The following is a 14,369-nucleotide window of genomic DNA, read 5'->3' on the forward strand; positions in this document are numbered from 1 at the left end:
TATCTCCAAGACCAGTCACTTCACTTGGCGAACCTAAAACTCCTTCCAGCCCATCCCGGTCAATAATTCGACTGAATTTGTAACAGCAAAAATAAAACCTAACAATTACCCAACATTCCTATTCCATTAAGTCATTTGCGGTCGATCACAAAAATCGCCATACTGTTTCGGTGACACTGATAGTCAGCTAATACCAATAAAAACAACAAGAAACCACAAAGAGATCTGCTAATGGAAACTGCAATTAAGACACCGGTAGAGATGTTGTCACACTGGGTCGATATCCAGGGCGACAGCATTTATCTAAAGCAACCTATCAATGGCCAGTACAAAGAGTTCAGCTGGCGGGATGTTCAAACCCAAATGCAGCAGATTGCCGGCGCATTAAGACATTTGGGATTGCAGCCCGGTGACAAGGTGGCTGTGCTTTCCAAAAACTGTGCTGAATGGTTCATTACCGATCTGGCGCTGATGCATGGCGGCTACATCAGTGTTCCCATCTACCCTACGGCCAATGCCGATACCATCCAGTATGTGTTGGAGCACAGTGGCGCCAAGGCGATATTCGTTGGCAAGCTGGATTACTGGAAAGATCAGGAGCACGGCGTAGGGGGCGAGATTCTTCGCCTGGCTATGCCTTACGACACCATGCCAGCGCAATATAGCTGGGAGCGTTTACTGGGGCTGGGCACGCCTCTGACAGAAGTGCCTTTGCCAACGCCTGAGCAGGTAATGACCATCATCTATACCTCTGGCTCGACCGGTAAGCCCAAGGGTGCAGTGCAAACCTTCAGTGCTTATGCCTGGACCTGCCAGACTGTCGTAAGAGATCTGAAAACTCATGGTGAAGATAGACTTTTGTCCTATCTGCCACTGGCACATATTACTGAAAGAGTTGCCATTGAAGGCTCCTCTTTCTACTCGGGTTCCAGTGTCGCCTTTGTGGAAAGCCTGGATTCTTTTGTGGCTGACGTACAGCGCTGCCGACCAACCGTATTCTTCTCGGTGCCACGTTTGTGGAGTCTGTTCCAGCAGAACATTATTACCAAAGTGGGCAGTGCCAAAAAGCTGGAGCTGTTCCTGAAGATCCCACTGCTCAGCTCTCTGGTTAAACGCAAAATCCAAAAAGGCCTGGGTCTGGAGCAATGTCGTTTGCACGGTTCTGGCAGTGCCCCTATTCCCCCTTCACTGCTGGAGTGGTACCACAGTATCGGTATCGATATTTGTGAAGCCTGGGGTATGACTGAAAACTGCGCTTATTCAATCATCAACCATCCATTCAATGTTAATAAACTGGGAACCGTGGGTAAGCCGGTAGATGGCTGCCAGGTGAAGATGGGTGAAAAAGATGAATTGATGATCAAGAGCCCGGGGCTGATGCGGGAGTATTACCTGCAGCCAGAGGCCACTGAAGCCGCATTCGACGCCGATGGTTTCTTCCATACAGGTGATGTTTGCGCCATAGATGAAGATGGATGCATCAGCATTACCGGCCGGGTGAAAGACAACTTCAAAACGGCCAAAGGTAAGTATGTTGCACCTGTGCCTATCGAGCGCATGCTGGCCCAGGATGAACACGTTGAACTTATTTGTGTCATCGGCTCAGGTCTGCCTCACCCTGTCGCTCTGGTGCAGCTGTCTGAGGGGGCTTCCAGCCAGGCGAGAGACCATGTTCGCGCGTCACTTAAAGAAACCCTGGATAGTGTTAACCCACATCTGGAGTCACATGAAACCGTAGATGCCGTGGTGGTCGTCAATGAGCCATGGACGATTGAAAACGATGTGCTGACGCCAACACTGAAAATCAAACGCCACGTGTTGGAAAAGCTCTTCAGCGAAAAAGTTGACGGTGTTCGTGGAGCCAAGGTTGTTTGGGAAGATGAGGTTGACCAGGCCAAACGCTGATTGCCCCCGCCCCTGATAAACAGCAATTAAAAAGCGCACCATAAGGTGCGCTTTCTTTATCGCGTTATTGGCAAAATTAACCAACCTTGGCAGCCAGGGCGGCAGCGACCTGATTGGGTGCAGTACCGCCTAATACATCCCGCTTGTTCAGGCAGGATTCTATGGTCAGGATCTCATACACGTCCTGCTCAATCACATCGGCAAAGCTCTGCAGTGTCGTTAGTGTCATATCCTCAATCGCCACGCCATCGGCGATCGCCTTAACCACAACCTCACCCACTACATGGTGCGCCTGACGGAACGGCATGCCCTTGGCGACCAGATAATCCGCCAGCTCTGTGGCATTGGCGTAGCCCTGTTGAGCAGCCGCTTTAGTGTTGTCACGCTTCACCTTAAGACCGGAGAGTACCAGCGCCGTCATATCAAGACAGATACTCCAGGTATCCATCACGTCAAACAGCCCCTCTTTGTCTTCCTGCATATCCTTGTTATAGGCCAGTGGCAAAGCTTTCATTGTGGTCAGGATCCCCACCAGGCTGCCATAGACCCGACCCGCCTTGCCGCGGATAAGCTCCAGTGCATCCGGATTCTTCTTCTGTGGCATCAGGGATGAACCTGAGGTGACATCATCTGCCAGCTCAATAAAGCCAGCTTCTCCAGAGTTAAAGAAGATCAAATCTTCCGCCATCCGGCTTAAGTGCATCAGGCTGATGGAGGCGGCGGAGCACAACTCCACCACATGGTCACGGTCGGAAACCGAGTCCAGACTGTTCAGGGTTGGCGCAGCAAACCCCAGACTGGCAGCCAGCTCATAACGGTCGATCGGATAGGCTGTACCAGCCAGAGCGCCACACCCCAGCGGACAGGTATTAAGCCGGCTCAAAGCGTCATCAAGACGGCTGATATCCCGCTCCAACATCTCCACATAGGCCAACGCCCAGTGGGCAAAGGTTACGGGCTGGGCACGTTGCAAATGGGTATAACCCGGCATCACGGCTTGCTGTTCACGTTTAGCCAGCTCAATCAGTTCAGATCTGACTTTGGTCAAACGCTCGCTAATCCCCTCACCTTCAGCCTTACACCAGAGCTTAAGGTCTGTGGCGACCTGATCATTACGGGAACGCCCTGTGTGCAGTTTCTTGCCCAGATCGCCCACCTTGTCGATAAGCGCCTGCTCCACAAAGCTGTGGATATCCTCAGCGCCGCTGGCAATGATTTGCTGAGGATCTTCAGCAACCTCCACCAACAAGGCATCCAATGCCGCCTTGAGATCCTGACCTTCAGCTTGGGTCAGTACCCCAACCTTGACCAGAGCTGCCGCCCAGGCCACTGAGCCCTGAATATCCTGCTCCACCAGGCGGTAATCCACCGGCAAGGAGTCGTTAAATAATTTGAAAAGAGCACTGCTCTCACCGCTGAACCTACCGCCCCATAATGCCATGACTGTCTCCTTTATCCTTAAATGCTGGTGCTGAGTTACTTCTCGTTCAGGGCACGAATGCGACTGGCGAGAGAGTAGAGGCGGATAAAGCCTTCAGCATGCTTTTGATCGTACACATCATCCTCACCAAATGTAGCAAAGGCTTCGGAGTACAAGCTGTTGGGAGAACGCTTCTTAACGGCAGTGGCCTGACCCTTATAGAGCTTCACTACAACTTCACCGTTTACCAGTGCAGCCAGTGACTCTGAAGCAGCCAGCAGTGACTCACACAAAGGCGTGAACCAGCGACCGTCATACACAAGGTGCGCCATACGCGCAGCGATCTGCTCGCGCCACTCACGGCTGGACTTGTCCAACACCAGCTCCTCAATGGCACGCAGACCGGCATACATGACGGTACCTCCCGGCGTTTCGTAGCAGCCACGGGACTTCATGCCCACCAGACGGTTTTCAGTAATATCAATACGTCCCACACCGTGGGCTGCGGCGATCTCATTCAGCGTCATCAATGCCTGATACGGGTTCATGGCCTGCCCATTCACCTGGGTTATACGGCAGTTTTCCACCTTAAGGGTGACATAAGCAGGTGCGTCCGGCGCATCCTGCGGGTCAACTGTCATGGTCCATACCTGCTTGGATGGCTCATTCCAGGGATCTTCCAGCTCACCACCTTCATGGGAGATATGCCAGGCATTGGCGTCACGGCTGTAGATCTTGGTGGCAGAGGCTGTGGTCGGAATATCACGCTCAGCCAGGTAGGCCAGCAAGTCTTCACGGCTAACCATTTCCCACTCACGCCATGGGGCGATCACTTTCAGATCCGGTGCCAACGCAGCGAAACAGCCCTCAAAACGAACCTGATCATTACCTTTACCGGTGCAACCATGACACAGGGCATCAGCGCCCACCTTGCGGGCCACTTCCACCTGAGCCTTGGCGATAATCGGCCGGGCCATCGAGGTTCCCAGCAGATAAGTGCCCTCGTAGATCGCACCTGTTGCTATAGTGGGATAGATATACTCCTCGACGAAGGCTTCTTTCAGATCCACGATATGACACTCAGAAGCACCTGACGCCAGCGCCTTGGCCTCCAACCCCTGCAGCTCTTCCTCCCCCTGACCTACATCGGCGCAGAAGGCCACAATCTCACAGTTGTCATAGGTCTCTTTCAGCCAGGGAATGATGGCCGAAGTATCCAGTCCACCGGAGTAAGCCAGTACTACCTTTTTGACTTTCACCTTATCGTTCATCGTATTTCTATCCTTTACTTGTAGGGGCCGTTCGTCTTTGCGTCCGACTGAATATTGTTATTTGTGTTACTTACCGGTCAGCAGAGTGACCAGCAGGGCATTCTGAGCATGCATTCGATTTTCCGCCTGGGTCAGGATCAGTGAACCGTCACCATCCATCACCTCATCTGTTACCTCTACACCTCTGTGAGCAGGCAAACAGTGCATAAAGAATTTGGCACCAGCCTTGGTCATCAGTGCAGCGTTCACCTGCAGCGGAGCGAATTTGCCTTCAATCTCTTCCATGGAGGTGTTGTCGCCCATAGAGATCCAGGTATCCGTGTACACAGCATCGTGACCTTCGATCTCATTGACGTCAGAGGTCAGCACCAACTCACCACCGTACTTTGCCGCCAACTCCTGGGCCTGAGTGACCACCAGACCATCGGGGAAATGACCTTCAGGACAGATCACTGTCATCCTGGCCCCCAACAGCGCCGCGCCGAACATCAATGAATGAGTCACATTGTTACCATCACCCACATAGGCCAGTTTAAGCTGACTCAGATCATCCATGTTCTCAGCCAGACTCAGGAAATCTGCCAGCCCCTGACAGGGGTGATAGAGATCTGACAGGGCATTCACCACAGGTACACTGCCGTGCTCAGCCAGACCCTCGATTGTCTTGTGGCTAAAGGTACGGGCAACAATGGCATCGGCCCAGCAGGAGATATTGCCGGCAAAGTCCGCGACAGATTCACGCTTTCCCAGGGCTCCATTTTGCTGGTCCAAATACAGGCAATGACCGCCCAGCTTGCTGATGCCAATATCAAAGCTGACCCGGGTTCGCAGGGAAGGCTTTTCAAACAGCATCACCACACTTTTACCGGCCAGCGCCTGACTGTAATCCTGCGGATTGGCTTTGATCTCTTTGGCAAGAGCCAGAAGATCCAGAAACTGTTTTTGAGTTAAGTCTTTCAATGTCAGCAGGTGATCCATGCCTCTCTCCCTCTTTGCCCTTACGCTTTTCTTGTCTGTTGATTTTGCATTCTTAAGTTGTGATTCAATCTGACCGATACCGGCTTACAGCTGTGGCTGAATTTGAGTACCTATCAATTCGCCTTTGGTCAGTGCCAGCATCTGAGCCGCATCCCGCCAGGAAGCGACTTGTACCGCCTCACCCATCCACTGAGCGACTTCCAACGCTGCTTCAACCTTGACCTTCATGCCCTTCTCAATGACTCCCAGCTTCACCAAGTCAGCAATCTCAGCGGCATTCAAACTTGGGATCAACTGACCTTTACCATCAAGGACACCTGACACATCGGACAGCAGCACCAATTTGCCATCCACCAGTTTGGCCACTGCTGTCGCAGCCTGATCCGCATTGACGTTCAGCAGCTGTCCATCGAGATCCAATGCAATGGAGCTGATAATGGGCAACCAACCCTGCGCCAGAATAAAATTCAGGTAAGCCGGATTGCCGCCGGTGACCTGGCCCACGGCACCCAGTTGCTCATCTTTGATTTCGGCATTAAGCAGATCGCCATCCCCCAGACACAAGCCAACACTGTGAATCCCGGCAGCCCTGGCAGCCGACTGCAGCAATTTGTTGGCACTGCCCGCCAACGCGCCGGCAATAATCGGCATCTGCTCTGGCGGAGTCACCCGCAATCCCTCTTTCTTTTCTGTGGTCATGCCATTGAGCTGCAGCTGCTTATCTACAATACAGCCGCCCCCATGGACTATGACCAGGGATTTGCCCTGCTCCAGTAAACTGGCCGCAGTCTGCATTAAACGAGCAATACCCATATCGCACTCAAGCAAAGCGCCGCCAACCTTCAACACCAGTGTTTTTTGTTTCGCTGATGACATCCTGAATTCCTCAACCTATGCCTATGACTGACTGCCCAGTGGCGGTCTATTTACCAACTTTACCGAAATGAATTTTTATGCACTGAAGAGCCTGACTGGCAGCCCCTTTCATCAAATTATCTATGGCACTGACAATCACCAGGTACTGGCTCTGTTCGTCATACTTCCAACCTAGCAAACACTGAGAAGTTCCAGCGACGTCGTCCACCTTGGGGAAGCCCTGCGGCAACACATGCACCAGCTCAGCATCTTCATAACAGCTCAGAGCCTGAGCGACATCAGCGGCGGTAACCCCTGCTTCCAGCTTGGTGGTGATAGTGGCAAGAATGCCCCGTTTGAAATTGCCCAGATGCGGAGTAAAGATCACTTCGCAGCCCAGTTGACTGGAGATTTCCGGTTGGTGTCTGTGGCCCAGCACGCCATAAGGTGTCAGGCTGACTTCGCAGAAGCTGGTATTCATTTGAGCTTTACGACCGGCACCGCTAACGCCACTGACAGCGTTAATCACTGGGCGAATCTGTTTGTCCAGCAAACCTGCCAGCGGCTTTAATGCCAGCAATGATGCGGTGGGGTAACAGCCTGGAACGGCGATTAAATCGGCTTTGGCAATCTCTTCCTCTTGCCATTCAGCCAGGCCATACACTGCACTGGAAAGCAGCTGTGGATGCGGGTGGTCAAAGCCATACCACTGGGGATACACGCCGGCATCGTTGAACCGATATGCCCCACTGAGGTCAAATACCGGCTTGCCCTGCTCAGCCAGCCAGGCAACCAAATCCGCACTGACCTTATGGTCGGTGGCCAATGCAACAGCATCAGCCTGCTCAATAATGGTCGCTTTATTCTCTTTGCTCAGCGGCTTCAGTGGCTGCTTCAGAGTCTGATATGCCGGATACAGCTGACTCAGAGATTTGCCCAAATCCTGACTTTGCTCAGAGACATACAAGCCTTGGATAGAGAACTCACTTTCCTGAGACAAAAGGGCTGCCAACTGCGCGCCTGTGTAGCCGCTGGCCCCAATAATGGCTATGTTTTTCATTTAGTATTTCTTGTTTATCAATAGGGTAGAAAGGAAAAAAATAGTGGGCACAGCAAAAGCCCATGGCAAAGTGCCGATGACAAGGATTATCGTCGCAGGAAGGTAGATTCTTTGTTGAAGTCCGCTTTTGTACTGGCAGTGTTTAACAGCGCCAGGCAGCAAAATTCCATGTTCACTTTACAGCCTCAAAGATGGTAAATATTCAATCTGATTGACAGACTAACACAGAAAGCTAATTATTCAACACAAGTGAATAACTATTTTTATTATTATTTGGAATGACCCTATGAAAAAACTGCCGGATCTGCAGAGCTGTTTTCAGTCTCTGATCGCTGCCCCCTCCATCAGCTCACTGGAGGCTGAACAGGATCAGTCCAACCAGGTTGTTATTGAACTCCTGCATCAGTGGTTGACGGATCTGGGGTTTCAATGCCAGGTACAGAGCGTATTTAACAGCCGTGGCAAGCACAATTTGCTGGCCAGCATAGTGCCGCCGGGGAACCCCAAAGGGGGACTGCTGCTCAGTGGACATACAGATACAGTCCCTTACGACGATGCCCGCTGGAGCAGTGACCCATTTACCCTCACCGAGAAAGATGGGCGTTGGTATGGATTGGGAACCTGCGATATGAAAGGTTTCTTCGCTCTGGTGCTGGCGGCAGTGCAGGAGCTGCCACTGGCTGAGCTGAAGAAGCCTCTCTATATTCTCGCCAGCGCCGACGAGGAAACCACTATGAACGGTGCCAAGGCGTTTGCCGCTGAAGGTCGCATTCAGCCGGACTATGCCGTTATCGGTGAACCCACCGGCCTGCGCCCTGTGTATATGCACAAAGGGCACCTGGCCAAAGGTATACGTATTACCGGTCGCAGTGGTCATTCATCAGATCCGGATAGAGGACTGAATGCCATTGAAGTGATGAACCTGGCAATTAGTCAGTTGCTGAAACTCAGGGAGCACCTCAAGGCCAACTACAATGAATCAGTATTCAGTGTCCCCTACCCAACATTGAATCTGGGGCATATCCATGGCGGGGATGCCGCCAACCGCATTTGTGGCTGCTGTGAACTGCATATGGATATCCGTCCTGTTCCCGGCATTCCGCTGGAAGACCTCGAAGTGTTGCTGCGCCAGTATCTGTCCCCGATTCAGGATGAGTACCCGGGCACTCTGGATATCTTCAACCTTTACCCGGGTTCAGAAGCATTCCATGGCAATTGCGACACCCCATGGGTACATGATGTCGCCAGGCTTTCCGGCCATCAGCCTGAAGTGGTTAACTACGCTACAGAAGCCCCCTATCTCAAACAGTTGGGTTGCCAAACTTTGGTGCTTGGGCCGGGCAGCATAGAGCAGGCACACCAGCCTGATGAGTATCTGGATACCGCTTTTATCAAGCCCACCATCAGCTTACTTAAGGAACTGATTTATAACGCTTGCATGAAATAATCTTGAGACCGCATTCGCCGCTGTACAGGGCGTGGCAGCGCGGTATGATGAGCTGAAAACCAAAAGCAGTTGCGAATTGTATCCTGCTTCAGGCCAGTGCCTGAACCTAAGCAACGCATGTGATATTTCTGGAGCGAATATGACAGATATGTACGCCTCACTGAGATCCAACGTCAGTATGTTGGGACAGATCCTGGGCGATACCATGAAAGGCGATCTGGGAGAGACCTTCCTCGAAAAGATTGAGTTAATCCGCCAATTGGCTAAGCAATCCCGCCAGGGTGATGAAGCTGCTCGTGAGGAGATGCTGAATCTCCTGACCGCTATGCCGGATGACGAACTGGTTCCTTTTGCCAAAGCCTTTAACCAGTTCCTGAACCTGGCCAACATTGCCGAGCAGTTCCACACCATCAGCCGTAATTGTGACGAGATCATCTGTGTACCGGATCCTGTGGATCTGTTGCTGGGCCGCATGCTCAATGGCCGCATAGATGAAGACAAGATGCTGGAATGCCTTGGCAACATGGATATCGATCTGGTACTGACGGCGCACCCGACAGAAGTGTCCCGTCGCACTCTTATCCAGAAATATACCGCTGTGGTTGATTGCCTCACCAACCTGGAAAACGAGCAACTGAGCGATCGTGAACGCAAGGCTCAGAACCTGAGACTGCGTCAGCTGATCGCCCAGATCTGGCACACCAATGAGATCCGTAATGAACGCCCCACGCCAGTAGATGAAGCCCGCTGGGGGCTGGCCACTGTGGAAAACTCACTGTGGCAGGCTGTACCTGACTTTTTGCGTCAGTTGAACGATCAGATTGAAGAGCGTACCGGCAAAAAGATCCCTATCGATATCGCTCCGGTTCGCTTCTCCAGTTGGATGGGTGGCGACCGTGACGGCAACCCATTCGTTACCGCAAAAGTCACCGCCGAAGTACTGGATCGTAATCGTCATACCGCGGCCCGCCTGTATCTGAAAGACGTGGTACTGCTGGTCAACGAACTGTCGATGGAAGAAGCCAACGAAGAGCTCAAAGCGCTGACCAATAACAGCCATGAGCCGTACCGGGATATTCTCAGAGATCTGCGCCAAAAGCTGCGTAACACCATCGATTATTTGAACCTGCGCCTCGAAGGTCACAAGCCTGAAGTGGATATGGCTACCATAATCTGGCAGGAAGATGATCTGAAAACACCGCTGAATCAGATCTATCAGAGTCTGTGCGACTGCGGTATGAGCCTGATCGCCAATGGCCTGCTGCTGGATATGCTGCGTCGTCTGGCCTGTTTTGGCATTCATATGCTGAGACTGGATATTCGTCAGGATGCTGAGCGTCACAGCGATGCCATTGCTGAGCTGACCCGTTATCTGGGTATGGGCGACTATGCCCATTGGTCAGAAACCGAAAAACAGGCCTTCTTGCTGCGTGAACTCTCCAGCAAGCGCCCATTGCTACCTGCTGACTGGTGTCCTTCAGACGAAGTTGCAGAAGTACTGGCGACCTGTCGTGAAGTCGCCTCTCAACCAGCAAGCGCGCTGGGATCCTATGTTATCTCCATGGCTGGCAAGCCATCGGATGTACTGTCAGTACTGCTGCTGCTGAAAGAAACCGGCTGTCGCCACCCTATCCGTGTAGTCCCACTGTTTGAGACCCTGGATGATCTGAACAATGCCGCCGACTGTATCCGTGAGCTACTGGCGATTGACTGGTACCGAGGCTATACCAAAGGCATGCAGGAAGTGATGATTGGTTACTCTGACTCTGCAAAAGATGCCGGTGTGATGGCTGCAGCCTGGGCCCAATATCAGGCGCAGGAGCAATTGGTACAGGTATGCCGCGATGCTCAGGTGAAACTCAATCTGTTCCATGGTCGCGGTGGCACCATTGGCCGGGGCGGTGGTCCTGCTCACCAGGCAATTCTGTCTCAGCCTCCGGGCTCAGTGGATGGCCGTATTAGGGTGACCGAACAGGGTGAGATGATCCGCTTTAAATTTGGCCTGCCTAAACTGGCGGTTCAATCATTGGCGCTGTATACCTCGGCCGTAATGGAAGCGACCTTGTTGCCGCCACCAGAGCCAAAGCCAGAGTGGCGCGACTGCATGCAGCGCATTGCCGATGAGTCAGTAGGCGCTTACCGCAAGGTAGTGCGTGAAGAACCAGACTTTGTCGCCTACTTCCGCGCCGCGACACCTGAGGTGGAGTTGGGTCAACTGCCGCTGGGCAGTCGTCCGGCCAAGCGGAGAGTCGATGGAGGTATCGAAAGCCTGCGTGCTATTCCGTGGATTTTTGCCTGGTCTCAGAACCGACTTATGCTCCCTGCCTGGCTGGGAGCCGGCGAAGCACTGCGCAGTGCCATGGAACGTGGCGAAGCCGACCTGCTGAAAGAGATGGCTGCCTGGCCATTTTTCGATACCCGTCTCTCCATGTTGGAGATGGTGTATGCCAAAGCAGAACCTAATCTCGCCCGTTACTATGAAACCGTACTGGTCCCTCAAGCGCTGCATCATCTTGGCATTACTTTGAGAGAGCGTCTGCAGCTGGGTATCGAAGCGGTTATGGAGCTGACAGGCACAGATGAGCTGATGTCTCACACGCCATGGAACCGTGAGTCAGTGCAGCTGAGAAACCCCTATATCGACCCATTGAACTTCCTGCAGACGGAACTTCTGGCCCGTACCCGTAAAGAAGATGCCTCAGACAATGTACAATTGGCACTGATGCTAACTATTGCGGGTGTTGCCGCAGGAATGAGAAACACAGGATGAAGCGAGTTTTACTACCACTGATGGCTGCCGGATTAATGCTGTTATCCGGCTGTGCCGCTCAGTACAGTATCAGCCAACAGGAACTGACAGACTATCTCAACAAGGAGATCAGTTTCGACGTTAAACAGGGCAGCGGCATAGTCTCAGCCAACCTAAAACTAAATCAGGTTGAGGTACGTTTAGGTGAAAAGCCGGATACCATGACTGTGCTGGCTGACTCCAGCATTACCATCAGCAACCCTTTGCTGCCGCTGAGAGCGACCCTGACAGCTGAGTTTGAGGCCAAGCCCTGGTATGACAAGCACAACCAGGGGATCTACTTGAAAGATTTGCAGCTGACCAAGGTGGCATCCAACCCCAAAGATCTGGAAGTGGCAATCAAGGGCGTCGCGCCTGAGTTGATGCGATATATCAGAGGCTTTCTGGAAACTCAGCCTGTCTATGTGTTGAATCGTCAGGAGACCAACCAAGCCATGCTGGCCAACCTCACCGAAGAGATTAAGGTCAAACCCGGTAAGCTGGTATTGGTATTTAAGTAAGGCTTTTTTCAGGCAGGTTAACCCCACAACTAAGCCTTAAAACAAAAAGCACAGTCACTCTCTGAATAGAAAGGACTGTGCTTTTTTATTGCTTATAACAACCGTACGTAATGACTTATCTGGCGAAGCGGCCAATGGAGTCGTAATCAACAATTGGCGCTTCACCAAGCAGCTCACGACGCAGCATATCGTAGGCAACGGCGCTACTGAGTTGCCTGACAAGTTCACGGGAACGCCTTGGTAACTTAATCATCTGACTGTGTACGCCATAGCGGGTCGCCAGAGCAATGCCCACAGTACCAACAGGTTTGGCATCGGTACCGCCATCAGGGCCGGCAATACCACTGGTGGACAGCGCATAGTCGCTGTCCAGTAATGCTCTGGCACCCGCAGCCATCTCTTCCACTGTTTCAATAGATACAGCGCCATAGTCATCCAGCGTCTGAGGCTTCACCCCCAGGATTTTGACCTTGGCTTCATTGCTGTAGGTCACCAAGCCTTGCATCAAATAGGCGCTGCTACCGGGAAAGGCCACCAACTGACTGGTCAACATGCCCCCGGTACAGGATTCTGCCGCACTGAGAGTTTTCCCTTTGGCCAACAGCAGATGATGGAGCTCTTCCGCCAGTGATGGCTTATCTTCAGCAACAACACCTGTACCCAGAATAAAGTGTACCTTGCTAACCAAAGTATCCAATGCAGCGATCGCGGCTTCACCACGGGCAAACAGCTTGATCTCTATGTAGGGCATACTGGAGCGATACCCCAGAGTGACACCTTCAGGCAGTTCCAACTCCGACAGCTTGTCCTGCAACATGGACTCGCCCTGACCAAGAGTCAGCAGCTTCTTTACCTTAGTGGCGGTATCAAGCTGAAACTCCTGCTTGATAAAAGGAATGAACTGCTCGGGAATCATGCGCTTAAATTCAAATGGCACGCCAGGCGTAAAGAACAACCAGGCACGATTAAGTTTAACTCTGAAGCCACAAGCAGTCCCCACAGGGTTATCCACCATAACCGCTGATTCTGGAAGCATGGCCTGTTTGAGGTTACTCCTGGCCATCACACGATTGTGTTTGCTGAACCAATCCTCGAGCCGTTGACGCCACTCGGTGTTCTCCACCAAGGGTTCGCCCTTGGCCTCAGCCATGGCCTGTGCTGACAGGTCATCAGTGGTAGGACCCAGGCCACCGTTAACCAGGATTACATCAGCATGCAAGCTACGTTCACGAAACACCTCTACCAGATCTTCCAATCTGTCGCCCACAGTAATACGGCGGGCAACCTCAATACCTTCATCCATCATGGTATCGGCAAACCAGGCGGCGTTGGTATCCACTATTTGTCCCGACAGCACCTCTTCGCCGGTGCAGATCATTTCAAGCTTCATTGTCTGTCCCTGAATGATTTAATTGAGGTAAAGGTAAGAGAGGCTATGACAGATAGCAATAGAGTATGACGACATCTACATAAAGCAGACTGTAAACAAAAGTACGGATGAAGAAAGGCTGGAGCGAACGGGCCGATGAAGCAGTATTCCGGCGGTGCGACCTGCCGACGAGGCAAAGTGCACAGCACTTTTTCAGGAGCGTTAAATACAAAAAAGCCTCGTCATTTCTGACGAGGCTTCGTTGTAAGTGGCGGAGCGGACGGGACTCGAACCCGTGTGCCTTCGGCACGCGTAACAGGCCGACTTTCTCTAAACAAAGAGTCTAACCAACTGAACTACCGCTCGTGTAATTCTGAAAATACAAAAAAGCCCCGTCATTTCTGACGAGGCTTCGTTGTAAGTGGCGGAGCGGACGGGACTCGAACCCGCGACCCCCGGCGTGACAGGCCGGTATTCTAACCAACTGAACTACCGCTCCACTAAATTGGGCGCTTGGCAATGACCTACTCTCACATGGGGAAGCCCCACACTACCATCGGCGCAGCTGCGTTTCACTTCTGAGTTCGGAATGGGTTCAGGTGGGACCACAGCGCTATTGTCACCAAGCAAATTCTTTTTCCTACCGCCTTGGCAGTAAGAAATAATTCGGAAAGCTAATATCTAGTAAGAAATATGGTGGTCGCTACTGGGCTCGAACCAGTGACCCCCTCCTTGTAAGGGAGGTGCTCTCCCAG

10 protein-coding genes, 1 tRNA gene and 1 rRNA gene are annotated in these 14,369 nt (G+C 52.3%); 4 read left to right on the plus strand and 8 right to left on the minus strand.

Annotated elements, in window-relative coordinates; translation table 11 throughout:
* The first annotated feature begins 231 nt into the window (after positions 1 to 231).
* The gene (locus ACFOE0_RS13745) at positions 232 to 1,905 is read left to right on the plus strand and encodes an AMP-binding protein (protein WP_248937785.1); all 1,674 of its coding nucleotides are present in this window, start codon (positions 232 to 234) and stop codon (positions 1,903 to 1,905) included.
* Positions 1,906 to 1,981: 76 nt separating this feature from the next.
* Here the strand turns inward: ACFOE0_RS13745 and argH are convergent, their stop codons facing one another.
* The 5 genes from argH to argC form a co-directional block, all read right to left on the minus strand.
* Positions 1,982 to 3,346, minus strand: coding sequence for an argininosuccinate lyase (gene argH, locus ACFOE0_RS13750; protein WP_248937786.1), 1,365 nt, complete (start codon positions 3,344 to 3,346; stop codon positions 1,982 to 1,984).
* 35 nt (positions 3,347 to 3,381) lie between these two features.
* A complete protein-coding gene (locus ACFOE0_RS13755) occupies positions 3,382 to 4,596 on the minus strand; it encodes an argininosuccinate synthase (RefSeq protein ID WP_248937787.1) in 1,215 nt (404 codons plus the stop codon).
* A gap of 66 nt (positions 4,597 to 4,662) precedes the next feature.
* Entirely contained in the window at positions 4,663 to 5,574 is a 912-nt protein-coding gene (locus tag ACFOE0_RS13760) for an ornithine carbamoyltransferase (RefSeq protein ID WP_248937788.1), read from the minus strand.
* Positions 5,575 to 5,658: 84 nt separating this feature from the next.
* Complete coding sequence (gene argB, locus ACFOE0_RS13765; RefSeq protein WP_248937789.1) at positions 5,659 to 6,450, minus strand: acetylglutamate kinase; 792 nt, start codon at positions 6,448 to 6,450, stop codon at positions 5,659 to 5,661.
* A gap of 46 nt (positions 6,451 to 6,496) precedes the next feature.
* Entirely contained in the window at positions 6,497 to 7,489 is a 993-nt protein-coding gene (argC, locus tag ACFOE0_RS13770) for an N-acetyl-gamma-glutamyl-phosphate reductase (protein ID WP_248937790.1), read from the minus strand.
* 286 nt (positions 7,490 to 7,775) lie between these two features.
* Here argC and argE point away from each other — a divergent pair, with 286 nt between their 5' ends.
* The 3 genes from argE (at position 7,776) to ACFOE0_RS13785 (ending at position 12,245) form a co-directional block, all read left to right on the plus strand.
* Complete coding sequence (gene argE, locus ACFOE0_RS13775) at positions 7,776 to 8,936, plus strand: acetylornithine deacetylase (protein WP_248937791.1); 1,161 nt, start codon at positions 7,776 to 7,778, stop codon at positions 8,934 to 8,936.
* 139 nt (positions 8,937 to 9,075) lie between these two features.
* Entirely contained in the window at positions 9,076 to 11,706 is a 2,631-nt protein-coding gene (ppc, locus tag ACFOE0_RS13780; RefSeq protein WP_248937792.1) for a phosphoenolpyruvate carboxylase, read from the plus strand.
* Entirely contained in the window at positions 11,703 to 12,245 is a 543-nt protein-coding gene (locus tag ACFOE0_RS13785) for a DUF1439 domain-containing protein (RefSeq protein WP_248937793.1), read from the plus strand. The genes ppc and ACFOE0_RS13785 overlap by 4 nt, the downstream gene beginning before the upstream one ends.
* Before the next feature lie 115 nt (positions 12,246 to 12,360).
* Here the strand turns inward: ACFOE0_RS13785 and ACFOE0_RS13790 are convergent, their stop codons facing one another.
* From ACFOE0_RS13790 to rrf, 3 genes are all read right to left on the minus strand, one after another.
* Positions 12,361 to 13,635, minus strand: coding sequence for a CinA family nicotinamide mononucleotide deamidase-related protein (locus ACFOE0_RS13790; protein ID WP_248937794.1), 1,275 nt, complete (start codon positions 13,633 to 13,635; stop codon positions 12,361 to 12,363).
* 401 nt (positions 13,636 to 14,036) lie between these two features.
* Positions 14,037 to 14,113: transfer RNA gene (locus tag ACFOE0_RS13795), tRNA-Asp, on the minus strand.
* Positions 14,114 to 14,125: 12 nt separating this feature from the next.
* Positions 14,126 to 14,241 (minus strand): 5S ribosomal RNA (gene rrf / locus ACFOE0_RS13800).
* Positions 14,242 to 14,369: the final 128 nt, after the last annotated feature.

Source organism: Shewanella submarina (assembly GCF_042646185.1).
Taxonomy (GTDB): Bacteria; Pseudomonadota; Gammaproteobacteria; order Enterobacterales; family Shewanellaceae; genus Shewanella; species Shewanella corallii.